At 58.0% G+C, this 24,346-nt stretch carries 19 protein-coding genes; 10 read left to right on the top strand and 9 right to left on the bottom strand.

Features of this window, described 5'->3' with window-relative positions; genetic code table 11:
• Window positions 1–146: 146 nt before the first annotated feature.
• Genes entF through fes form a run of 3 tightly spaced genes read right to left on the bottom strand, consistent with a single transcriptional unit; the run spans window position 147 to window position 5,436 of the window.
• Window positions 147–4,010 (bottom strand): enterobactin non-ribosomal peptide synthetase EntF, encoded by a 3,864-nt coding sequence (gene entF / locus M8013_RS00640; protein WP_271265906.1) that lies wholly within the window; start codon window positions 4,008–4,010, stop codon window positions 147–149.
• The gene (locus tag M8013_RS00635) at window positions 4,007–4,219 is read right to left on the bottom strand and encodes an MbtH family protein (protein WP_271265905.1); all 213 of its coding nucleotides are present in this window, start codon (window positions 4,217–4,219) and stop codon (window positions 4,007–4,009) included. Before M8013_RS00635 ends, entF begins: the two co-directional genes overlap by 4 nt.
• Before the next feature lie 11 nt (window positions 4,220–4,230).
• Window positions 4,231–5,436, bottom strand: a complete 1,206-nt coding sequence (gene fes, locus M8013_RS00630; protein WP_271265904.1) for an enterochelin esterase — start codon at window positions 5,434–5,436, stop codon at window positions 4,231–4,233.
• 254 nt (window positions 5,437–5,690) lie between these two features.
• Between fes and M8013_RS00625 the strand changes: the two genes are divergently transcribed.
• The gene (locus tag M8013_RS00625; protein ID WP_271265903.1) at window positions 5,691–7,931 is read left to right on the top strand and encodes a TonB-dependent siderophore receptor; all 2,241 of its coding nucleotides are present in this window, start codon (window positions 5,691–5,693) and stop codon (window positions 7,929–7,931) included.
• Between the two features lie 490 nt (window positions 7,932–8,421).
• Here M8013_RS00625 and M8013_RS00620 read toward each other — a convergent pair whose 3' ends face one another.
• Window positions 8,422–8,880 carry a hypothetical protein gene (locus M8013_RS00620; protein WP_271265902.1) on the bottom strand — a complete coding sequence of 153 codons (459 nt, stop codon included), beginning with the start codon at window positions 8,878–8,880 and terminating at the stop codon, window positions 8,422–8,424.
• Between the two features lie 715 nt (window positions 8,881–9,595).
• Here M8013_RS00620 and entD point away from each other — a divergent pair.
• The 5 genes from entD (at window position 9,596) to M8013_RS00595 (ending at window position 14,552) form a co-directional block, all read left to right on the top strand.
• The gene (entD, locus tag M8013_RS00615; RefSeq protein ID WP_271265901.1) at window positions 9,596–10,240 is read left to right on the top strand and encodes an enterobactin synthase subunit EntD; all 645 of its coding nucleotides are present in this window, start codon (window positions 9,596–9,598) and stop codon (window positions 10,238–10,240) included.
• Between the two features lie 134 nt (window positions 10,241–10,374).
• The gene (locus tag M8013_RS00610) at window positions 10,375–11,316 is read left to right on the top strand and encodes a D-ribose ABC transporter substrate-binding protein (RefSeq protein ID WP_271265900.1); all 942 of its coding nucleotides are present in this window, start codon (window positions 10,375–10,377) and stop codon (window positions 11,314–11,316) included.
• 11 nt (window positions 11,317–11,327) lie between these two features.
• Entirely contained in the window at window positions 11,328–11,936 is a 609-nt protein-coding gene (locus M8013_RS00605) for a DUF2291 family protein (RefSeq protein ID WP_271265899.1), read from the top strand.
• Complete coding sequence (locus tag M8013_RS00600) at window positions 11,936–13,462, top strand: sugar ABC transporter ATP-binding protein (protein ID WP_271265907.1); 1,527 nt, start codon at window positions 11,936–11,938, stop codon at window positions 13,460–13,462. Before M8013_RS00605 ends, M8013_RS00600 begins: the two co-directional genes overlap by 1 nt.
• Before the next feature lies 1 nt (window position 13,463).
• Window positions 13,464–14,552 (top strand): ABC transporter permease, encoded by a 1,089-nt coding sequence (locus M8013_RS00595; RefSeq protein WP_271265898.1) that lies wholly within the window; start codon window positions 13,464–13,466, stop codon window positions 14,550–14,552.
• Window positions 14,553–14,932: 380 nt separating this feature from the next.
• Here M8013_RS00595 and M8013_RS00590 read toward each other — a convergent pair whose 3' ends face one another.
• The 4 genes from M8013_RS00590 to M8013_RS00575 all read right to left on the bottom strand — a co-directional run bounded on the left by M8013_RS00590 (window position 14,933) and on the right by M8013_RS00575 (window position 18,992).
• The gene (locus tag M8013_RS00590; RefSeq protein WP_271265897.1) at window positions 14,933–15,334 is read right to left on the bottom strand and encodes a hypothetical protein; all 402 of its coding nucleotides are present in this window, start codon (window positions 15,332–15,334) and stop codon (window positions 14,933–14,935) included.
• 2 nt (window positions 15,335–15,336) lie between these two features.
• A complete protein-coding gene (locus M8013_RS00585) occupies window positions 15,337–17,616 on the bottom strand; it encodes a VgrG-related protein (RefSeq protein WP_271265896.1) in 2,280 nt (759 codons plus the stop codon).
• A gap of 152 nt (window positions 17,617–17,768) precedes the next feature.
• Window positions 17,769–18,008 (bottom strand): hypothetical protein, encoded by a 240-nt coding sequence (locus M8013_RS00580; protein WP_271265895.1) that lies wholly within the window; start codon window positions 18,006–18,008, stop codon window positions 17,769–17,771.
• Between the two features lie 33 nt (window positions 18,009–18,041).
• Window positions 18,042–18,992: a sugar-binding transcriptional regulator gene (locus tag M8013_RS00575; protein WP_271265894.1), complete on the bottom strand. Its 951-nt coding sequence runs from the start codon at window positions 18,990–18,992 to the stop codon at window positions 18,042–18,044.
• Between the two features lie 296 nt (window positions 18,993–19,288).
• Between M8013_RS00575 and M8013_RS00570 the strand changes: the two genes are divergently transcribed.
• From M8013_RS00570 to M8013_RS00555, 4 genes are read left to right on the top strand one after another with little or no spacing between them, the layout of a single operon-like run.
• On the top strand, window positions 19,289–20,119 hold the full coding sequence (locus M8013_RS00570) for a transketolase (protein WP_271265893.1): 831 nt from the start codon (window positions 19,289–19,291) through the stop codon (window positions 20,117–20,119).
• Window positions 20,112–21,062: a transketolase family protein gene (locus tag M8013_RS00565; RefSeq protein ID WP_271265892.1), complete on the top strand. Its 951-nt coding sequence runs from the start codon at window positions 20,112–20,114 to the stop codon at window positions 21,060–21,062. The genes M8013_RS00570 and M8013_RS00565 overlap by 8 nt, the downstream gene beginning before the upstream one ends.
• 31 nt (window positions 21,063–21,093) lie before the next feature.
• A complete protein-coding gene (locus tag M8013_RS00560) occupies window positions 21,094–22,512 on the top strand; it encodes an L-fucose/L-arabinose isomerase family protein (protein ID WP_271265891.1) in 1,419 nt (472 codons plus the stop codon).
• Window positions 22,513–22,527: 15 nt separating this feature from the next.
• The gene (locus M8013_RS00555) at window positions 22,528–24,027 is read left to right on the top strand and encodes an FGGY family carbohydrate kinase (protein ID WP_271265890.1); all 1,500 of its coding nucleotides are present in this window, start codon (window positions 22,528–22,530) and stop codon (window positions 24,025–24,027) included.
• Between the two features lie 96 nt (window positions 24,028–24,123).
• Here the strand turns inward: M8013_RS00555 and M8013_RS00550 are convergent, their stop codons facing one another.
• Window positions 24,124–24,276, bottom strand: a complete 153-nt coding sequence (locus M8013_RS00550; RefSeq protein WP_271265852.1) for a Hok/Gef family protein — start codon at window positions 24,274–24,276, stop codon at window positions 24,124–24,126.
• Between the last annotated feature and the right edge of the window lie 70 nt (window positions 24,277–24,346).

The following is a 24,346-nucleotide window of genomic DNA, read 5'->3' as shown; positions in this document are numbered from 1 at the left end:
CATGGTATCTCTCGCATCCCACGGCATAAGCGACTCCATATACGGGTTCTTATGCCTTAGTTGTAAGTGTCTACCATGTCCCCGAACAAGCGTTCACTATGTCCCCAGTCTGTACAGTGGGAGAGGGTTAGGGTGAGGGGAAATCTCTACCCCAATATCCCCTTCAGCACCGGTCCAATCGTCTCGAATGCCTGCGGCGAAATGATGTCCACGTGGGCGCAATCCTGAGAGTACACCTCCAGTTCCCCGACCCACGGTGCCCAGGCGACGTGCGGATCCACCGTTCGTGTGCGTTCGGCGACGAACAGCGTCGCTTTGCCGTCAAACCTTGCGCTGTGGGCGGTGGTCAGCAGGCGTACCGCATCGGCATAGTTGCCTTCAATCGCGGTGAACAGCGCGCTGGACGCTTGCCCCTGCTGGGCGGCGAGGAATGCCTGGCGCTCACGTTCAATCTCCGCCAGTACCTCGGGGTCGAGCCCGTTAGCCTCTTTTTCGCTCCAGTTTTGCGTCTCTGGCGGCCAGGTATCCAGCAGGCCGAGGAAGGCGACGTCCTCACCCTGCTCACGCAGACGCGCGGCAATGCCCTGCGCCAGCGTCCCGCCAAGCGAGTAGCCGAACAGATAGTACGGCCCCTGCGGCTGCTGGGCTAAGAGCGTCGCCAGATGCTGGTCGATCACCTCATCTAACGTGGCGCATTGCTGCATCGGCCCGGACGGTCGCGGCGACTGAATGCCGATAACCGACCAGCGCGGGTTGAGGTAGCGCGCCAGCACGCTAAACTGCCAGGCAAAACCGGAGGCCGGATGGAAGCAGAACAGCGTTGGACCATCACCTTCGCGCAGCGGCAGAATCGTTTCGTAGCCCAGGCGCTGGGCCTGTTCGTCGCTCATCTCTGATGCCAGTAGAGCGCTCAGTTTGCCCACCGTCGAGGCCACCATCACCTGACCCGGCGTTACCGGGCGGGCAAAGTGGCGACTCAGGCTGGCAGCAAGGCGCATCGCCAGCAGCGAGTGGCCACCGAGGGCAAAGAAATCGGCCTCGGTATCGTTAATTTCGCAGCCCAGCAGCGCGGAAAATGCTTCGGCAATCGCCCGCTCGGCGTCCGTCTGAGGCGCGCGACCGCGGGCTTTCACCGTCAGTTCCGGCAGCGGCAGCGCTTTGCGATCCAGCTTGCCGTTAGCGCTGAGCGGCAGGTCGCTGAGTTGCAGCAACACTACCGGCACCATGTGCGGCGGCAGCTGGGTTTTAAGCTGGGCTAACAGCGCGTCGCGATCCAGCGGCAGGCCAGACTCTGACACCACATAGCCCACCAGCTGACGGGCATCGCCGCCGGTAGCCGCCGCCTGATTGATCACGCAGGCATAGGTCACCGCCTGCGCCACGTCCGGCAGGGATTGCATCGCCCGGTCGATTTCACCCAGCTCAATACGCTGACCACGAATTTTCAACTGATCGTCACTGCGACCTAAATATTCCACCGCACCGTTATCTTGCCAGCGGGCGACGTCCCCGGTGCGGTACATGCGCTCTCCGGGGGCAAAGGGATCGGCGATAAAGCGGCTGGCGGTCAGATCCGGGCGGCCAAGATAGCCCTGCGCCAGCTGAATGCCGGTGAGATACAGATCGCCCGCCACACCGAAGGGAACCGGGCGCATCATCGCGTCCAGAATGCGCAGGCCGGTGTTCCACACCGGGAAACCAATCGGCACACTGTTGCCGTCGACGGCCGCCAGTTCCGGGCCATACGCCGGATACCAGCTGACATCCACCGCCGCTTCGGTCGGGCCATACAGATTATGCAGCGCCACCTGGGTGAGCTGCTCCCACTCGCGGCACAGCCCGGTCGGCAGGGCTTCTCCGCTGCAGAACACCTGTTTCAGGCAGGCGGTGCAGGCGGCATTTTCCGGGCTCAGCGAGGCGACAAAGGCTGCCAGCATCGACGGCACAAAGTGGGTCGTCGTAACGCCATACTTCGCAAAGAAATCCTGCATCGCCAGCGGATCGCGGTGCGCGTCCGGTTCGGCCATCACCAGCTTTGCCCCGGTGATAAACGGCCACCAGAACTCCCACACCGAAACGTCAAAGCTGCACGGCGTTTTTTGCGCCACCACGTCAGCGGCGGTCAGCGGGTAGTGGTTTTGCATCCACAGCAGGCGGTTGACGATGGCGGTTTGTCCGACCATCACCCCTTTCGGCCGCCCGGTAGAGCCGGAAGTAAAGATGATATAGGCAGTCTGTTCGGGAGTGCTCAGGTTCAGCGGCTCGCTCCCCTCTGCGCTTAATAGCGTGTTGTAACTAAATGTCGCCACCGGCAGATGAGCAAAGCGCGGAAGCTGGTCATCGGTGGTAATGAGCAGCGACGGCTTCGCGTCCTCGATCATCATCTGCAGACGATCGTCGGGATACCCGGTGTCCAGCGGCAGCCACGCGGCCCCCGCCTCGACGATGGCGTGCAGCGCCAGGGTCAGGAATACCGAACGCGGCAGGGCGACCGCCACGCTGTCGCCAGGCTTAACACCGCGCGCGCGCAGTAAGGTGGCCAGGGCGACCACCTGCTCGCGCATCTGACGATAGGTCAGCGCGCAGTGGGCATCGGCCAGCGCCGGGGCTTCCGGGGTTTTCGCCGCCTGTTGCGCCACCAGCGCGCTCAGGGTAGTGAGCGGTAGCGGGACCGCAGTCTGGTTGATCGTTTGCAGCAGGCGATATTCGTCGTCGGAGACGGTTTCTGCCCCACCGCAGCGCAGGTCGCTGTTGGCGGCAAACTGCGCCAGCAGCCCATGCAGGCGCTCAACGTGGCGTACCAGGGTGGCTTCATCGTAACGCTGTTTGTTCGCGAGGATCTCGATGCTCAACCCGCCCTGCTCGTCCGGGAACAGCGCCATCTCCAGGTCATTGACCGGGCCGGTCGCCAGGGTGTGGGTGATCGCCTGTACGCCGTCGATATCCAGCTGGTAGTCGAAGACTTTGACGTTGAATACCGGGCCGAACAGCGCCTCGTCGCGGGCAGCGCCGCCGCTGTCGCGGACAATCTGCTCGGCGTCGTAACGCTGATGACGGCGCATCTTTTTCATCTGTCCGGCCAGCCGCTGAGCCAGTTCCGGCAGCGTCTCCTGCGGATTGATGTTCACCGCCAGCGGCAGCACGTTCAGCACCGGGCCGGTGGCGGTCAGTGCCGCCGAGCCCATCCGGCGCATAAAGATAAACCCGGCAGCATAGTTCATCCGCCCGGTCAGACGGGCGAGCCACAGCGCCACCAGCGCCAGCGCGGTGCGCTGGGTCTGGCTGACGTGGGTCAACTGGCTAAATGCGCGACGGTCAGCGGTCAGCTTCAGGCGCAGAATATCGGTTGTAGCCGCGCGCCCCGGCAGCGGCGCGTTGGAAAGCGACACCGGCGGCGGCAGCTGTTTGCGCTGTTCGGCCCAGAAGGCACCGTCGCGGGTATACGCCTCGCTGTCGCGGTAGCGTTGGTACTCCTCCACCACCTCGGCAAACGGCGTAAACGGGGAATCCGGCGTCGTCGCCCCCTGTGTCCAGGCGCGATAAATGGCGGCGATCTGGCGGGTAATGGCGGGGAAACTGAAGCCATCGACCACTAAATGGTGATAACGCTGATACCAGTACCAGCGATTGTCCGCCACCTGAATCAGCAGGTGGAAGGCCAGCGGCTGGCCGCTGTCGGCGCGCAGGTTCTGCATGAGATCGGCCTGCATCCGCGCCCGCGCTGCTGCGTGCGGATCGGCATCGGCGCGCAAATCGATAATCTGCGGCTCCGGCAGTTGGAACGCGTCGTCCACCCACTGCCAGATTTCGCCGTTGTCGTCGGTAAAACGGGTGCGCAGGGTATCGGCCTGCATCATGCCTGCCACCACCGCTTTTGCCAGCAGCGGGGCGTCAATCGGGCCGTTCAGTTCTACGTAGTGGGCCACGCTCCAGGCATTGGGCAGATCGGAAAGCTGCTCTGCCATCCAGATCCCCGGCTGGGCGGCAACGAGAGGGCGGCGTGCGCTCATGCGTTCACCTGTGCAAAATGGGTCGGGACCAAGGTTTGCCACTGGGCGGTAAGCCACTGTTGACACGCCTCCTGCGACTGCGGCTCGCACACCACGCGCCAGCCGTCGGGCAAGGCGCACTGCTGCGGCCACAGGCTGTACTGCTGCTGACCGTTTTGCAAAATGGCGAACAGACCCTGTGGATCGTCGAAGGGGTTACTGAATTCCATACCAGACTCCGTTATTGAATAAGCGGCTGCCAGAGAGTCATCAGCCCTTGCGTCAGCCCTCCCCGCCAGCAAAGTGCATCATGTCCACCATCAACCGGTCGCCAGAAAACCGGCGGCTGCGAATGCTGTAGTTCGGCATACAGCGTCTGGGCGGCGCGGAAAATCAGCGGTTCGCGTCGCCCCGCCTCCAGCACGATGCGCAGGCCCTGCGCCGACAGATCATGGTTTTTAAGCTGTTCGATAATCACGCCGTCCTGATTCGCGCCGCGGTGTGGCCACCAGAAGGATCCCGACTGACTGAGCACGCAGCCAAAGCGCTGAGGCCAGTTCAGCCCGGCGTACAGCGCAGAGAGGCCGCCAAAGCTCTGCCCGGCCACCACCGTGCGATCGGCGCGGTCGCTGAACGGGGCGATCGGGTGAATGGTTGGCAGGAGTTCTTCCTGCACCGCCCGCCAGAAGTCGGGGTTGCAGGGCAGCTCGCGGCTGCGGTGGGCGGTGTCGATAACGTCAATCAGGACATAGACCGCAGGCGGCAGTTGGCCACTGCGGGTCAGTGCCGTCAGCGCGGGCCAGACCGGCATACTTTCGGCCCAGAACTGGCCGTCGAGCAGCACCGCCAGCGGGCGCGCGTCGGGATTTTCCTCGCCGGTGGTAAAGATCCACACCCGGCGGGTATTGCCTAATCGGTCGCTGTTCCAGGCGATGCACTGCGGTGCAGCATAATCCGTATCGGGTCGATCCCAGCCGGGCTGCAGCGGGGCTTGCGGCATTTCGAGCGCCGAGACCGGGTGCCCGCGCCCGCCACGCCAGTGCTGCGGATTAAGCGGATCGGCGGCAGCGTGGGGCAGCAGTTTGCGCCAGCCTTCACGCAGGGCCATGCGGTCCGGCGGATCGGTGGCAAACACCGCCTCATCGAAGTCGTCGTCATGTTCAGAAGGGATAAAACAGTAGCTTCCACGCCAGCTGGGGCTGAACTCGCCCTGCCACTGCCAGATGTCGGTATCGGCAATGCGCTCCAGCGTCTGCGGGCGGGCGTTGTGATGATGATCGGTCACGCCCGTGATGTAGAGCCACACCCGTTTAAGCGGCGAGGTCTGCTGCGAACCGTGCGGATCGCGCCAGTAGAATGTGACCCGATAACGGTCGCCTTCCTGCACCCATTCAGGCCCTTTTTTTGCCTGCCACCAGGCATTACTTCCCGCTTCCCGCGTCGTCACCGATATAACCCCATGACCTGTTCTGTTTTTTTGATAAAAGATAAACAATATCGATAATATTATTGATAACTATTTTCATTTGCAATAGCGTATGGGCGCGCTGTGGGAAGCGCGAACAATTTTTAGCCATGCCTGCACTGCGTACTGACTCAGGAACGAGACGTTTTCGCAAATTGTGGGCGATATTATGCCGCCTCCTCACCCTTTAGGGAATGGAGCCACGGGGAATGCGGCACCGAAAAGCAGGACATACAATGAATAACAAGCTTCACTCTCTGGCCTTACTGGTCAATCTGGGGATCTACGGTGTTGCACTGCCTGCCATGGCTGCCGATACGTCCGCGACAGAAGATACGATGGTGATCACTGCCGCCGAGCAGAACCTGCAGGCGCCGGGCGTGTCGACCATCACCGCCGAACAAATCCGTAAAAACCCGCCTGCGCGCGATGTGTCTGAAATCATCCGCACTATGCCGGGCGTGAACCTGACCGGCAACTCCACCAGCGGTCAGCGCGGCAACAATCGCCAGATTGATATCCGCGGGATGGGCCCGGAAAACACCCTGATCCTGATTGACGGCAAGCCGGTGACCAGCCGTAACTCCATTCGTCTGGGCTGGCGCGGCGAGCGTGACACCCGCGGTGATACCGGCTGGGTACCGCCAGAGATGATCGAGCGCATTGAAGTGATCCGTGGCCCGGCCGCGGCACGCTATGGTAACGGCGCAGCGGGCGGTGTGGTGAACATCATCACCAAAAAAGTCAGCAACGAGTGGCATGGCTCCTGGAACACCTACCTGAATGCCCCTGAGCATAAAGAAGAGGGTTCGACTAAACGCACCAACTTTAACCTCAATGGCCCACTGGGCGGGGATTTCAGCTTCCGTCTGTATGGCAACCTCGATAAAACGCAGGCTGACGCCTGGGATATCAACCAGGGCCATCAGTCTGAACGTACCGGCGCGTATGCCGATACGCTGCCTGCCGGTCGCGAAGGGGTCGAGAATAAAGACATTAACGGCGTGCTGCGCTGGGACTTTGCGCCGATGCAGTCCCTGCAGTTTGAAGCAGGCTACAGCCGTCAGAACAACCTTTACGCGGGCGACACGCAGAACACCAACAACGACAACAGCAGCAGCGGCCTGGTGAAGCAAAACTACGGCAAAGAGACCAACCGTCTCTACCGCCAGAACTTCGCTGTGACCTGGAACGGCGGCTGGGATAACGGCATCACCACCAGCAACTGGGCGCAGTATGAGCACACCCGCAACTCGCGTCTGGGCGAAGGGCTGGCGGGCGGTCTGGAAGGGCTGTTCAACAGCAACAAGTTTACCGATACCGACCTGTCCGACGTAATGCTGCACAGTGAAATCAACCTGCCGATCGACTTTATCGTGAACCAGAACCTGACCCTGGGCACCGAGTGGGATCAGCAGCGCATGAAGGACATGTCCTCTAACGGCCAGGCCCTGCAGGGCGGCACGGTTCCGGGGATCGATAACAACCGCAGTCCGTACTCCGATGCAGAGATCTTCTCGCTGTTCGCCGAAAACAACATGGAGCTGACCGACAGCACCATGCTGACCCCGGCGCTGCGCTTCGATCATCACTCCATCGTCGGCAATAACTGGAGCCCGTCGCTGAACTTGTCTCAGGGCCTGGGCGACGACTTCACCCTGAAAATGGGGATCGCCCGCGCCTATAAAGCGCCGAGCCTGTACCAGACCAACCCGAATTACCTGCTGTACAGCAAAGGCCAGGGTTGCTACGCCAGTGCTGACGGCGTCGGCTGCTACATGCTGGGTAACGAGGATCTGAAAGCCGAAACCAGCATTAACAAAGAGATTGGCCTCGAGTGGAAACGCGACGGCTGGCTGGCGGGCATGACCTGGTTCCGTAACGACTATCGCGACAAGATTGAAGCCGGTTATGCCCCGGTGGGTCAGACCTCACTCGGCAGAACCAAAACCGATATCTATCAGTGGGAAAACGTGCCAAAAGCAGTGGTTGAAGGGCTGGAAGGCACGCTGAACGTACCGGTCAGCGATGCGGTTAACTGGACCAACAACATCACCTACATGCTGCAGAGTAAGAACAAAGAGACCGGCGACCGTCTGTCGATCATCCCGGAGTACACGCTGAACTCGACCCTGAGCTGGCAGGTACAGCAGGATCTGTCGGTGCAGTCGACCTTCACCTGGTACGGCAAGCAGCAGCCGAAGAAGTATAACTACAAAGGTCAACCGGCGACCGGTTCTGAGCTGGACGAAGTCAGTCCGTACAGCATCGTGGGCATGAGCGCGACCTGGGACGTGACCAAATACGTCAGCCTGACCGGCGGCGTGGATAACGTCTTCGACAAGCGCGTATGGCGTGCGGGTAATGCCCAGACTACCGGGAATACCACCACCGGCGCATACATGTACGGTGCGGGGGCTTACACCTACAACGAGCCAGGCCGTACGTGGTATATGAGCGTGAATACGCAGTTCTGATAGAGGAATCCCTCTCCATTCAGGGAGAGGGCTGGGGTGAGGGGGAGCATGCGGCTTCGGGGGTGGTTCCGTTCACTTTATGCTCCTTGCTTCTCTGTCTGTCGCGTCACCCGTGAACGTGCCAGGGTGGCTCAATCGCCACCACCCTGGCGACCCGGGCTACCGGCAAGAAAATCGCCGCTACGCGGTTCCCTCAGCTTATTCCTTTCGGCTTCGGGTCGGGCGCGATCCTACATCCCTGTAGGTCACGCCCTCTCGGCGCATCCCTGCGCCTCGCCCCGGCCTACAGGAAACGCTTCAGCGATTTTCAGCCGGACCAGTCAGTCGCTGTAAGCCTTTTATTATCCAGTAATTATTTCGTTGCTTTAAGAACAAGAAAATTACTGGGTTTCCTCAGTTTTTGTAGGCCGGGTAAGGCGTAGCCGCCACCCGGCGATGTTGTTGCGGTGCCCCGCGCCCGGCGGCGCTGCGCTTGCACGGGCCTACAAAATCAGCTCAATGCATCAATTTCCACACGCCCGTTCGGGGTTTGCAGCCAGCGCGGGGCGTTCAGCCGGTCGGCGTAGAAGTTCACCAGTTCATACAGCAGCCCTTCGATCACGTCGGTCATATCCGGTGGTAGCATGCGGCCGATAAGCAGTTGCGTAAGGGTCTGGCAGTACAGTCCAAGCTGATCGGTTTCCGGTTCGAATGCAGGCAGACGGGACGGCAGATCGTTAAGGGTGAAATGCTCCACCAAATGCGCCGGGATTGGCTCGTTCAACATCGGCTGCAACAGGGCGAGACAGGCAGAAAGCCGGGCGCAGAGCGCCAGTTTTTCGCCTTGTTCGTCACTCTCAAGTAGCGTTTGCGCGAAGCGTTCACAGTAGTTCGCCAGCTCGGTGAAATCGCTGTTGTGAGAGAACGGTACGGTAAATAAAGCATGAGCATGCGTTGGGGTTGTAGCCATAGTGGCAGCCTCCGATAAAGTTTTTAAACCCACCGTCAGAGGTTCCAATCTCGTGGCGGTGGACTGAGCGAGGTTGGAACTACCGGCTTTATCGGATACCGGCGCATCTTACGATGCCCCCGCCAGCCCACCATTGAAGTGCAGCAGAGCGTACGACATAAGGCCTCTTATGTCATCGATAAAGACAGCCAGGGTTCCAATCCCGACGCCTGATTTTGCAGGCGCAACAGGAAGATACAGCGAGGATTTTAAGGTGACAACCCACAAAAAACATTCCCGGAAGCCGCCTCGCAAATAATCAACGCAACGAAGAAAATCACAAGAGAATAAGCCACTTACCGCGGCTCCCTGGTCCGGCTGAAAATCGCCGAAGCGTTTCCTGTAGCCAGGGGCGACGCGCATGGATGCGCGGCGAGGGCGCATTTACAGGGACGTTACCTGCGCCCGCCCCCGTCAGGCGGAGGGAATAAGCTGAGGGCACCGCGAAGCGGCGATTTTCGTTGCCGGGAGCCGGGGTTGCCAGGGGGGAGGCGGCGAGCCCCCCTGGCACGTTCACATGTGACGTGGCTGACAGAGAAGCACAGAACATAAAGTGAACGGAACCACCTCCGAAGCCGTATGTTCCCCCCTCACCCTAACCCTCTCCCTGTGGGAGAGGGAACCGTCCGGGGTCGTGTGGTATTATGGTTTCCCCATTTTTAGCGGCGAGAAATACATGCGTACCACTCATACATCGTTTCTTCTCGCCGGACAGACCGTTCATTGCATCACCTTCGATCCTTCGACGTTTATCGAAGGCGATCTGCTTTGGCTACCGCATCATCAGCAACTCACCCACGCCGGGCGCAAGCGCAAAGCCGATCACCTGGCCGGGCGCATCGCCGCCTTTCATGCCCTGAACCGGCAGGCCATTCCCGCTATTGGCAACAATGGGGAACCGCTGTGGCCGACAGGCATCACCGGCAGTATTTCCCACAGCGGCACGCAGGCCGTGGCGATATGCCGCGAAAAAGGGCTGGCAGGGATCGATTGTGAAGCGATCATCGATGAGCGTGAAGCTATCGAAATTCAGGACGGCGTAATCAATCCGCAGGAAGCGCAGTTGCTGGCCCTAAGCAGCCTGACTTTCGATCTGGCCTTTACCCTCACCTTTAGCGCCAAAGAGAGCCTGTTTAAGGCGCTTTTTCCACAGGTGCAGGCGTGGATGGGCTTTGACAGCGCACGCATCGTCGCGCTAAATGCCGACACCTTGACCCTCACTCTAACCCGCCCTCTCCCGCCCTTTGCACAAAATCAGGCATTTACCCTGCACTGGTGTCGCCTTGATGCGAGCGTCGTCACCCTGATTTGTGATGAATAACCGCTCAGGATCGTGATCGTTTTCTCCTTTTAAGAAATTAGCTGTCTAAACCGTAGACAGTTTAATCAGGCAGACTTATCGTTACATTGAATAATAAATCATTATTGAATAAATATTCAATGTGGAGAAAAAGAATGAACAAGAACTTTGTAAAATCCGCTTTACTGGCCTCAATGATCGCCGCCTCCGGTTCCCTGTTTGCCGCCGATAACGGACTCATTGCGATTATTACCCCCTCACATGACAACCCGTTCTTCAAGGCTGAAGCCGACGGCGCGGCAGCGAAGGCGAAAGAGCTGGGTTATACCACGCTTGTCGCCTCGCATGACGATGACGTGAACAAGCAAAACCAGCTGATTGAAACCGCCATCGCCCGTAAAGCGAAAGCGATAATCCTCGATAACGCCGGGGCAGATGCCACCGTCGGTCCGCTGGAAAAGGCCAAAGCGGCTGGCGTCCCTGCCTTCCTGATCGATCGTGAAATCAACAAAACCGGCGTCGCCGTGGCGCAGATTGTGTCGAACAACTATCAGGGCGCGCAGCTCGGTGCCGAGAAGTTCGTCAAGCTGCTGGACGGCAAAGGTAAATACGTTGAGCTGCTTGGCCGTCCGTCGGACACCAACGCTGGCGTGCGTTCGCAGGGCTACCACGACGTGATCGATGATTACCCGGACATGAAGATGGTGGCGCAGCAGACCGCTAACTGGAGCCAGACCGAAGCCTTCACCCGTATGGAAGCCATCCTGCAAACCAACCCCGATATCGTGGGCGTGATCTCCGGTAACGACACCATGGCGCTGGGTGCTGAAGCGGCGCTGAAAGCCGCCGGGAAAAACAACGTGATTGTGGTCGGCTTTGACGGCAGCGATTACACCCGCGACTCGATCCTGAAAAAAGGCAACATTAAAGCCACCGTTCTGCAGCCGGGCTGGCAGCAGGCGCAGATGGCCGTTGAGCAGGCAGATTACTACCTGAAAAACGGCAAAGCGCAAAAAGACGAGAAACAGCTGATGGACTGCGTGCTGATTGATGAAACAAACGCCAGCAAGCTGAACCTGTTTAACCTCAGCAAATAAGCGGAGGCAGTATGCGGTTAACACAATGGGGCGCGGCGCTGACAGGCGCAGCCGCCCTGTTGCTAACGGCCTGCACAGTGGTGGATCTGGATGAGAACGGCAAGCCCATAATACCTGCCGATCCCAACGCCAAAGCCAGCTTTGACAACCAGACCCCCGAGCAGATCGCGCAACAAACCTGGCAGCCCCGGATCCTCGAGGCAGCAAAAAATCATGCGCTGGACACCAGCGCGCTCGCCACCCAGCTGAACACGCCCTCTGAGAAACCGCAGAGCGTCTTCGTCCGGCTGACCGGTAAAGTCGAGCGCGTGGATGCCAGCAGCGAACGTGAGCAGAAACTGGTGATCACGGTCAACGGTCAGCCACTGGCCATCCAGACCGGGCCGGTGATGCGCGGCAACGCCATCCGCGACGCCGCCGGATTCCGCTTCGATGAATTTACCAACCAGGTGCAGTATGCCCAGCTCTCCCGCGCGTTAAACCGCGAGGCGGTGAAGCATCTGCCGAAGATCGATGACAGCTGGAGCGGGAAAAATGCCACCGTCCTGTTCGCCACGACCCTGAGTGCGGGGAAAGCGAGCGAGGCGACGGCGCTGGAACTGAAACAGGAGACGCCGTGATGAACGATAACCCGGCAGAGGACATTATCCTCAGCACCCACGGCATTTCGATGCTGTTCCCTGGCACCGTGGCGCTGGACAAGGTGGATTACCGCGTCTGGCGCGGCAAAGTGAACGTGATTATCGGCGAGAACGGCGCGGGCAAATCAACGCTGATGAAAATCCTCGCCGGGGTACAGCAGCCGAGCCTCGGTGAGATGTGGCTGGACGGCAAACAGGTAAAGATCGCCAACACCCGTGATGCCGCCGCGCACGGGATTGGCATGGTGCACCAGGAGCTGAACCTGTTTGAAAACCTCAGCGTGGCGGAAAACATCTTTCTTGGCCGCGAGCTGCAAAAAGGGGTGATGCCAATTAACGAGGCGGAGCAGGAGAGCCGTGCAGCGGAGTTGCTGAAACGCCTCGATCAGCCTATCTCCCCGCGTGAGCTGGTCGGCAATCTGAAAGTCGGTCAGCAGCAGCTGATCGAGATCGCCAAAGCGCTGGCCGAGGATGCTGACATCCTGATCCTCGACGAGCCGACCTCGGCGCTGAGCAAAACCGAAGTCGATATTCTGTTTCGGGTGATCCGCGAGCTGACCCGCCAGGGCGTCTCGATCATCTATATTTCCCACCGGCTGGAAGAGCTGATGGCGATAGGCGATGTGATCACCATTCTGCGCGACGGCAAATTCCAGGCCGAAGCGAAGGTGCAGGACATCGACGTGCCGTGGATTGTGCGCGAGATGCTCGGCAGCGATCCGGTCAGTAACTTCCTCGAACCCGGCCGCACTTTCGGTGCCCCGGTGCTGGAGGCGGAACACATTACCTGCGTCAATGGCGCGGGAAACACGGTGGTCAATGACGTCAGCTTCCAGGTGAACGCCGGGGAGATTGTCGGGATCTACGGCCTGATGGGTGCCGGGCGTACCGAACTGTTCGAGTGCATGCTCGGCACCGAGCGCAACTATTTAGGCAAGCTCTGGCTCGACAGCAAGCCGGTGCCGCAGCGGCTAACCACCGCCGAGCGCATCCGCATGGGGATGAGTCTGGTGCCGGAAGACCGCAAACGTACCGGTATTTTTCCCGGCTCGTCGGTGGCCAGTAACCTGACCATCGCCAGCCTGTGGCGACGCCTGCAGCGCGGCTTTGCTATCGAGCAAAAAGCCGAGCAGGAAGTGGTCGCCAGCACCATCGGCAACCTGTCGATCAAAGTGTCTACCCCGGATGTCGAGATCCAGGCGCTCAGCGGCGGCAATCAGCAAAAAGTGGTGATTGGCCGCTCGCTGCTGACCAACCCGAAGGTGCTGTTTCTGGATGAACCGACGCGCGGCATCGATGTGGGTGCCAAAGCGGACGTGTTCCGCATGATGGTGCAGCTGTCGCAAGAGGGGATCGCGGTGGTGTTTTCCACCTCGGATTTGAAAGAAATTATGGCGGTATCTGACCGCATTCTGGTGATGTCCGGCGGCAAACTGACCGCCGATATTGTTCGCGATCGGGCCGAAGAATCGGCACTGGTAACCGCAAGTGCTCAGGGGTTCTGATATGAAAACAACACAGTCTGTCGCGCTGACGCCGCAAAAAGGGGCCGCGCCTTCCCGGGAAAAATTACTCCTGCTGCTGCTGAAGATGCGCACCTTTATTGCGCTGTTTCTAATCGTCGGCTTTTTCACCATGACCGTGCCGGGTTTCCTCTCTCCTGGCAGCCTGGTGATCATGATTAAACATATTGCCATCAACGCCTTCCTGGCGCTGGGGATCACCTTTGTGATCATCACTGCCGGGATCGACCTGTCGATTGGTGCCACCCTGGGGCTGTGCGGGATGATCGCCGGGTGGATGATCACCAAAGGGATTGTGCTGCCAATGTTTGGCATCGCCATCTTCCCGAGCGTGTGGGTGATTGTGCCCATCGTGCTGCTGATTGGCGCGTTTATCGGCTCGATAAACGGCTGGATAATTACCCGCTATAACGTGGCGCCGTTTATCTGCACCCTCGGCACCATGTACGTACTGCGTGGTGCGGCGATGCTGACCTCCGACGGGCAGACCTTCCCCGGCCTTTCCGGCAATCCGCAGTTAGGCAATACCGGCTTTGACGAGATAGGCGCAGGCACGCTGTTCGGCATCCCGTGGGCCATCTGGATGATGATTGTGCTGGCACTGGTGATCGCCTATATCGCCCGCCGCCTGCCGTTTGGCCGCCACGTATACGCCATCGGCGATAACGAACGCGCTGCGGAGCTTTCCGGGGTGCGGGTCAAACGGGTGAAAATCCTGGTCTATACCCTGTCGGGTTTCTGTGCCGCCATCGCCGGGATTGTGGTTTCTGCCCAGCTGTTAGCGAGCCATCCGGCCAACGGTACCGCCTTTGAGATGAACGCCATCGCCGCGGTCGTACTGGGCGGAACGTCGCTGGCCGGCGGACGTGGCACCATTCTTGGCACCCTGATTGGCGCCTTTGTCATTGGCTTCCTCGCCGACGGACTGGTGATGATGGGGGTCAGCGAGTTCTGGCAGATGGTGATCAAAGGGCTGGTCATTATCGTGGCGGTGATCATCGATCAGATGCAAAACCGGATGCAGCAGAAAGCCGCGGTGGTGGCGCAGAAGGCGGTGATGGAAGGGAAATAGCGCTGAGGTATGGCGGGGCTCAGCCCCGCCGTTACACCAGCAGACCGGTGATGCTGTCGGCTTGAGCTGAACCAGCCCTTTTACGCCGTACTTATAGCCGGTTTTAAAGTGACGAATGCGAATCTCACGAATATGTCGATTCGCCGAGGCATCAGGCAGCGGCGAAGTCAGCTTGGTGATGTGGGCTTTGGTCACCCAGATCTGCTGGGTCATCTCCACGCGCTGATGCGTTCTCACTGCGCAGAATGTTAAGGATCTGCTTTTTATAATCCATGGTCTTCGCCTCAGGGACTATCGCGTGTCATCATAGCGCAGGTGTTGATCGAGCCTGAACAGAAAGGTGCACAAAAAAATATCTAAAAGCCCCTTCTCAGAGTTAATTAACCCTCTACAACAACTACAAAATTGCTCAATAATTTTTTTAGAGAGATAGTCTCATCCAGCGCACATTGCTTTTCTAAAATATTGCCGTTTTGACCACCGGATTTTATCCATAACTTGCATTTATCATCAATATGCTTTAGCTGCTGCATTGTGTAATAATTCAGATCAATCACTTCCCCATCTTCAGGTGAAATTAAACCTTCATGTTCTGATGTAATAACCTTTACGTATTTTCTTTGAATGTAAATTTCAGAATCCATGCAGTTTGTTGACATTGGATTGTCAACATTTTCAGATACACACTTATAATATGAATCACTATACTCAGTTGTTTTCTTTGATGAGACAGAAAAAGAGCATATTAACAACAAAACAAAAATCACTTTAATTAATCTCATAATCATTCAATCTCTGCATTAGCTTTAACTAAGGACAATAATTTTGCTTTCTCACTGGAAGCTCTAGACTTCAACCCAGGCCAAAGCGTTGGTGAACTGGGGAACTTAGTTTCAGTATTAATATATTTGTAGTCCTGAACTAATTCGATAATTTGGGAATCGGTTGAACTCTCAAATAATATGTTTTCAGTCGCCTTTACGATCAGATTAGTATATGGGCCATATTGAACAGAGGTTGACCAGATCATGTCATGAATGGCTGCTCGTTTATGGGTTAGTTTTATTCCGTTTTTTTCTAAAAAACTCAACTGCACATCATAATGTGTTTTCTTTATAAATTTATGCTGATCACTGGCAAAACCTTTTTTATCTTCCTCTGCAATTCTTTTCCACTTCGCGTTAAAAGCTTCAGTTCCAATACTTAACCCTAGAAATTTATCTTTGTATTTAGATTGCTGAATATATTGCTGAACAACGCCTAAATTTGATGATAACTGATAACAGCCATAAGAAGCTCCACCATGATCGCCACGACCAGTAGATATAACGCCGGGCCCTTTCCCTGCAGATTCATAACACTCTGAAGTTGTGCCTAATACCCATCGCGTATGATTCAATGCTAACGCATCCAGAAATACCACCGGATGCATATGCCATAGCGCTTCACTGCTGCGGATCTCCGGAACCTCTTTCATCCATACCAGTTTGTTGATGAATTCCCGATTAAACATCGCCAAATCGGGGTATGTCTTCGCCTGCTCATCCAGTGCGGCCTGCCACAGGGCTGACAGTCCATCTTTCAGCCATTCGCTGTGGTGCTTTACCACCATACGCTGCACCTGATACCGGATATGCGGCTGCGTGTTATGCAAAAACCGCCACAGTTCACCGGCATCAATCACACCATCCTGGTTCAGATCCATCAGATGCAGCAGTCTCTGGTACTTCTCCCTGTAGCTCAGGGAATACATATCCCGCGTTTCACTCCGGGCCAGTGCTTCCAGTCTCCCGTACACTTCGCGTAGCCAGCCCTCCTGTGGGGTCTGGAAAATACTCTGTGGGGCGTTCTCCTGCTCCAGCACCACAAAACCCCGCTTCATGAGGTCAAACTGGTTAACTCGCTCCACATCTTCAGCCGCCATCCATGCCAGCTCGTCGGGGATGTGATACCAAGTCTTTCCCTCTGCGTCCCGCCGCCGACAGTCGCTTTCAGGGGTGTAACGCTCTGCGGTACTGAGGGAAGGGTCCCCGCCCACACCGGCCACCACAAACGTATTATTCTTCTCCCGGTGCTGCCAGCGGGTCCTGTCCGGCAGCGTGTGTAGTTCGGTCGCGCCGGTCTTCACCCCGGACTTGTTTGCCAGAAAATCCTTCATCCGTGCGTCCTGGCTGAGCACCTCAAGATGGCAGAAGTATTGTGGGCCGCCATACGGGCGCTCATTCAGGCTGAGATGGCCGATAACCTCCCCGGCTTTTACCCCCGGCGAATCCTCCCCGGAAACCGTCACCACCTGATTGAATACACCATGCTGACGGGCTGTCTGCATCCAGGCTGGCAGCGTATCGCCCTGCCGCTTCACAAACTTATTCAGCCCGGAGATCCAGCCTGACTCACCGGAAGATAATCCGCTTTTAACGCCTTCCGGTACCGACACCACAGTAATGAAAATAAACGGTGCTGGCCTGCCGTTAAGCAGGAAAGAAGCCTCCTGCTGAATTTCCACCACAGTCCCGCGTGGCAGCGTGGTATGCGTATCCTGCGGCACTTCATAGTGGCGTAACGCATCGCGAGGAACATTAACCCCTTCCTTCAGCCCGCCACGTATCCAGCCGGGAAACGTATTGTCCTGGCAAATTTTTAACGCGCTGGCGGTCACGGTGGCCGTGGGTGTGTCCGAAATCCCGTAATCTGACAACGGGGCTATCTGCATCCACAGAGTGTAAAAATCCAGCGCGTTATCGGGTTTTGCTTTATCCGGGGTACAGGTGGATTTGATGAGAACAAAGGTGGAGCTGAATTTCAGCGTCTTTTTTCCGAACGCCGCCGTCTGGTAGACGTCATTCAGACGCCAGGCAACCACCTGACCATCGGTCAGGCATTTCAGACCGTGGCTGCCGGGTTTTAAAACCGCGCTGCCGGCAACGTCATTACAGATGTGAATCCCACCGTGCCAGTGCTCTGCCTGCTTCATCAGCCAGTGGGTGTCTCCCTCACTGCCCTGCATGGCTGCCATGAATTCCGTTGCCGAACGGTAACCGTCGACCGGCAGTACCATTTTCATACTTTATCCCTGTATTTATGATGGTTATCTGCGCATCATACACCGAACGGGACATAACTTAAATTTTTTCAAAGTGTTTGAATATACTACTAAATCCTACTATTTTCACGACCCGCCATCACCAGCCGATAACCGATCAACGCGATATGAAATTAGGCGATCAGCGCCGGAACCAGCCGAGAGCACAGCAAATACGCGATTTTCGCCAGCGGAAAACGAATGGCATTAATCTGGATCCACTCTTCGCTGTCGGCCGAAATGGCACCGAGCAGCGAAACGCAGTGCACCACCACCAGGCTGAAGCTCAGCACCAGAAAACGTCGGTGTAGTAGATGGACAAGAACATCTTCGGTATACCCTTCAAGATATTGGCCAAGGTATCCCCAGGCCATAGCACACCTTCTCCCACAGTCTGACGCGGGGGATCACACTTTTAACAGGCTCCGCGCTGTGGGGTAATCAGTAATCAGCACATCAATGTACTTCCCGACCAGCGCACCAAGAATGGCATTGCGTTTTTCCGCCCCGCCCGCGAGGGCAATCACCTGCGGACAGGCGCGGATTTGCGCCAGTTCCATGCCGATCACCGGGTCCTCTTCAGGCGTGAGTACCGGTTCGCCTTTGGCATCGTAATAGTGCAGGCAGATGTCACCCACCGCCCCGCGCTCCGCCAGCAGTGTGAGCATATCTTCGTTGTAGTAGTTGCCGGAGTTTTTCAGCAGCTGCGAGGGCTCCAGCTCGCCGATCCCGACAATCGCCACGTCCACTTCGGCAAATTTGCCGACCACGTCCGCCACGTCCGGGCTGCTCACCAGCCGGGCGCGCTCTTCTACCGAGTGTTCAATGCTCTGGGAGGGCAGCAGGCCCGCCGGACAGCCAAGGTGCGCGGCGAGCTGCTGCGTCAGGATGGTGGCCTGCACATTGCCGTTCGGCCCCACCCCGCCCAGCAGCTGGATCACCCCGGCCGCGCGGATATTCTGCGGGTGCATTTCATCTACCATGCAGCGTATAGTGCTGCTCCACGAAGAGATACCGACCAGGTCTTCCGGGCGCAGGCGAGTTTCCACATAGTGCGCTGCCGCGCTGCCAATGGCGTGCTTAATCTGCGCCCCGGTGGGCTCTTCGCCCACGTCCACCACAATCGCCTGACGAATGCCGTACTGCTCTTCCAGCGCCTTTTCCAGCGAGACAAAAATATTGGTCGGCTGGACGACGGTAATTTTGACCAGTCCCTCTTTCTGGCAGCGCGTCAGCGCCCGCGACACAAAGGACTGCGAGAGATGCAGCAGCGAGGCAATCTCGGACTGCTTTTTGTTTTCGCTGTAATAAAGTGTGGCGATCTTGACCAGTAATCGCTGTTCATCCTGCTTAGACATAACGTTCCCCTCAATCGGCTGTCGTTATTTTTATTCATCCCTGAATATTTAACAAGCAAGGGCGATCGCGATCGGTCAGCCAAATGTGATCCTTTTCTCCTTTCTTCGAAATTTGCCCGCTCAAACCGTAGACAAACCCCGAAGCAAGGCATATCTTACATTACATGAATAATAAATCAGCATTGAATATATATTCAAAACGGTCATAAATCCCTGCTCTGACAGAGAGAACAGGGAAATAACTTACCCGGCTGGAATAATTATTCACAACAGATTATAAATTCAGGAGGTATGTTATGAATCCGTTCTCGCTCTCTATCGCGGAGCTTGAAACCCGAGCGCGCTCGATCCGTCGCCGGATCATCGTGCTCAATGCCGAAAGCCCGGCAGGCGGTCATACCGGCGCCGATCTTTCGCAGGTCGAACTGCTGACCGCGCTCTACTTCCGCATTCTGAACTGCTCCCCGCAGCTGAAGGACAGCGACGAACGCGACATCTACATTCAGTCGAAAGGCCATGCGGTTGGCGGGTACTACTGCGTGCTGGCCGAGGCCGGGTTTATTCCCGTCGAGTGGTTGTCCACCTATCAGCATGCCGATTCGCACCTGCCCGGCCATCCGGTGAAACACAAAACCCCGGGTATCGAACTGAACACAGGCGCGCTGGGCCATGGCCTGCCGGTGGCGGTAGGGATTGCGCTGGCGGCGAAACGCAGCAACAGCACGCGTCGGGTGTTTGTGGTGACCGGCGATGGCGAACTGGCCGAAGGCAGCAACTGGGAAGCCGCGCTGGTGGCCGCCCACTATCAGCTGGATAACCTGTTTATTATCAACGATAAAAACAACCTTCAGCTGGCGGGTTCGACCAAAGATATCCTCAATACCGATCCGCTGGATGAGAAATGGAAAGCGTTCGGGCTGGAAGTGACCGCCTGCAACGGCAATGACATGGCCGACGTGGTGGCCACGCTGGAAGGCTTACAGCCTGGCGGTAAACCGCACGTGGTGATTGCCCATACCACCAAAGGCGCGGGCGTTTCGTTTATTCAGGGGCGCCCTGAATGGCACCACCGGGTGCCGAAAGGCGAAGAAATTGAACTGGCGCTGGAGGAACTGAAAGATGAGTAATAGCGAACATCTCGCCACGGTAATGGTCGATGCGTTTATTGATGCCGTCGATCGCGGCGTGGACCTGGTGCCGGTGGTGGCGGATTCGACCTCCACGGCGAAAATTTCTCCGTTTATGCAGCGCTTCCCGGGCCGGTTAGTGAACGTCGGGATCGCCGAGCAGACGCTGGTCGGTGCCGCCGCCGGGCTGGCGATAGGCGGCAAAATCGCCGTCACCTGTAACGCCGCGCCGTTTTTAATTTCGCGTGCTAACGAGCAGATCAAGGTCGATATTTGCTACAACAATAATAATGTTAAGCTGTTCGGCCTGAACGCGGGTGCCAGCTACGGCCCACTCGCCAGTACCCACCACAGCATCGACGATATCGCCATCATGCGCGGCTTCGGCAACATCGAGATTTATGCCCCATCGAGCCCAAATGAATGCCGCCAGATAATCGACTACGCCCTTGAGCACGTTGGACCGGTGTATATCCGTCTCGACGGGAAAGCCCTGCCAGAATTGCATGACGAAACCTACCGCTTTACGCCAGGCAAGATTGACGTCCTGCGTGCGGGCCATGACGTGGCGCTGGTGGCAATGGGCTCCACCGTACATGAAATAGTGGAAGCCGCCGCACAACTCGCAGAAGAAGGTATTGACGCAACTGTTATCAACGTTCCATCTATTCGTCCCTGTGATACCCAACAGCTGCTGGCGGCGATCGCGTCGTGTAAGGCGGTGGTCAGCGTCGAGGAGCACAACGTTAACGGTGGCGTCGGCAGCCTGGTGGCCGAAGTGCTGGCCGAAGCCGGATGTGCGGTGCCGCTGAAACGACTGGGGATCATGGATGGACAATACGCGATTGCTGCCGACAGAGCATCAACGCGGGCACGCCACGAAATTGATGTCGCCGGAGTGGTAAAACACGCCCGGGAAATGCTGGCGCGACGGATTTCCTGAGAATAAAAACAACATCTTACTGGAGAAAGCAATGTCCCGAATTCCTCAACAACTCACCATGGGCGTGGTCATCGGCAACCGCGGATTCTTCCCGAGCTATCTGGTCGCCGAAGCACGCGAGCAGGCGATGGCGCTGTTTGCTCGCCTGGGCATCAATACCGTGATGCTCGATCCCAGCCAGACCGAACTCGGCGGCGTAGAAACCCGCCAGGATGCGAAAACCTGTGCCGAACTGTTTCGCGCTCATCGCGAAAAAATTCATGGCGTGGTGGTCCTGCTGCCGAACTTCGGCGATGAGAAAGCGATCGCCGAAACCCTGCGCCTCTCGGGCCTGAACGTCCCGGTGCTGGTGCAGGCAGAAGAAGACAACCTCGATAAAATGGGGCTGGCGACCCGCCGCGACAGCTTCTGCGGCAAGATCTCGCTGTGCAACAACCTGCGCCAGTACGGCATTCCGTTTACCCTGACTACCCAGCACGTCTGTGCCCTTACCGGTGAAGTGTTTGAACAGGACCTGCGTCGTTTCGAGCAGGTGTGCCGCGTGGTCAGCAGCATGCGTGGCGTGCGCGTGGGTGCCATTGGTGCGCGTCCGGCGGGCTTTAACACCGTGCGCTACAGCGAGAAGCTACTGGAGCGCCTCGGCATTGCCGTCGAAACCCTCGACCTCTCTGAAGTCTTTACCCGCATTAAAACGCTGCGCGATGACGACATCCGCGTGGACGAAAAACGCCGCGTACTGATCGACAACGCCGACGCCAGCGGCATCCCGGCTGACAAGTTGGTCACCATGGCGAAGCTGTTTGTGGTCCTCAGTGAATGGATCGTCGCCAACGATATCGACACCACCGCCATCCAGTGCTGGACCTCGTTGCAGGAAAACCTCGGTATTAACGTCTGTTCGATCATGAGCGTGATGTCCGGGCAGCTGATGCCAAGCGCCTGCGAAGTGGACGTGATGGGCGCGCTGTCGATGTTTGCGCTGGCCAGCAGCAATATGAACCCAGCCTCAATCGCTGACTGGAACAACAACTTCGGCGACGATCGCGACAAATGCGTCCTGTTCCACTGCGGTAACTTCGCCGCCTCGAGCCTTGAATCCCCGCACATGGGTACCGCCGATATCATCGGTACCACCGTCGGAAAAGAGAACACCTGCGGCGCGGTACACGGTCGCCTGAAAAGCGGCCCGCTCACTTACTTCCGCCTGAGCACTGACGACCTCACCGGCGAGATCAAAGCCTATGTCGGCCAGGGCCAGTCGGTGGATGATCCGCTGGACACGGTCGGCTGCCGGGCCGTTATCCAGGTCCCGCATCTGGAAAACCTGCTGAACTGGATCTGTCGCAACGGTTTTGAGCACCACGTGGCGATGAACCACTCGGCCAGCGCCGAAATTCTGCACGAGGCGTTTACCCGCTACCTCGGCGTCTCAACCTATCTCCACCAGTAAAGGCAGGAGGCCGCTATGTCGGTGAGCAAGGACATCATCATTGCCCTCGATGAGGGCACCACCAATGCGAAAGCGGTGGCGCTGGACGCGAAGGGCCACGTGGTGGCGAGTTTCTCCCGGGCGCTGGCGATCCAGACCCCGCATGAAGGCTGGGTAGAGCAATCGGCCCAGCTGCTGGTTGAGGCTTCAGTTGACGTGGTGGCCCGCGCCATTGCTACCGTCGGCGTGGACAGAGTTGCCGCGCTGGCGATCAGTAATCAGCGTGAAACTGTCGTGGGCTGGTACCGGGCGACGGGTAAGCCGATTGCCCCGGCACTCAGCTGGCAGTGTTCACGCACGGCGGCCTTTTGCCATCAGCTGCGGGAAAACGGCCACGGCCCGCACATCAAAGCAGCTACCGGCCTACCCGTCGCCCCGCTGTTCTCGGCCTCCAAAATGCGCTGGCTGCTGGATAACACCCCCAACGGTGCCCAGCTGGCAGCCCAGGGTGAGATCTGTCTCGGCACCGTCGACAGCTGGCTGCTGTGGCAACTGACGCAGGGCCAGTCCTTCGCCTGCGACTACGCTAACGCCGCCCGCACCCAGCTGATGAGCCTGCACAGCGCCGACTGGGATCCGCAGATGTTGACCCTGTTTGGCATCCCACGCGCGGCGCTGCCGACCATCAAACCGTCCAGCGGACTGTTTGGCTATACCCGCGGCTGCCCGTCGATCCCCGATGGACTGCCGGTGATGGCGATGATTGGCGACTCCCACGCCGCGCTGTTTGCCCACGGTCTGGGTGCCGAAGGCTGCGTCAAAGCGACCTACGGTACCGGCTCGTCGGTAATGGCACCGGTAGCTTCGGCCCACTGCGACGTGAGCGCGCTGGCGACCACCGTGGCCTGGCATGACGGCGAGACGCTGGTGTATGGCCTGGAAGGCAATATTCCTCATACCGGCGATGCAGTGGCGTGGATGGTAGAGAGTACCGGGCTCAGCGAGCTGACGCAGGCGGAGCTCGCCCATGAGCTGAACACCCTGCCCCGCTCGGTGGACTCAACGCTGGGGGTCTATTTTGTGCCCGCACTCACCGGACTCGGCGCCCCGTGGTGGGACGAAAATGCACGCGGTATGATCCACGGTCTGAGCCGGGGCGTGAAGCGGCCGCACCTGATCCGCGCGGCGCTGGAATCGATCGCCTACCAGATTGCCGACGTGGTACAGGCCATGCACGCCCATCCGGGCTTTAGCCTGAATGCGCTGATGGTCGACGGCGGTCCGACGAAAAACGACTGGCTGATGCAGTATCAGGCTGACCTGCTTGGCTGCCCGGTGATGCGCAGCGATGTCGCGGAACTTTCTGCTATGGGGGCTGCCCTGCTGGCACGTAAGGCGCTGTTTAACCTCACCACTGAGCAGTTGCGCCAGTATCTTCCGGAACATGTCACCTTCAGCCCGGACAGGGCGCGGCATGCCCGACTGCAAACCCGCTGGCAAGCGTGGCAGGAGACGGTTGCACGAGTGCGGACATAAAAATGCCCCGCCGGCTCATCACCAGACGGGGCAAAGAAACGGGTGCCTGCACCAAACCGACAATTCAGATAAGCGGGGATTGCTCCCCGCGTACCGCTACTTCTTCGTTTCGTAAGCGAGAACAGCTTTCATTTCCACATCACGCTCTTTAAAACTCAGTTCGCACAGTTGCTCGCGAACCAGAAACGTGACGCCCAGCACAGTTAAACCCAGTACCAGGATCGCCCCAAAGGCGTACTTGTTAAGCATGTCATTGCCTCCTTGCTAAGAAGGGGCTACCATCCAAATTGTTCAGGTTTGGTGTGGTAGCCCCGGTTGA

Source organism: Silvania confinis (assembly GCF_025564085.1).
Lineage (GTDB): Bacteria > Pseudomonadota > Gammaproteobacteria > Enterobacterales > Enterobacteriaceae > Enterobacter > Enterobacter confinis.
Note: the sequence above shows the minus strand (reverse complement) of the source record. Positions and strands in the feature narration are given on the sequence as shown.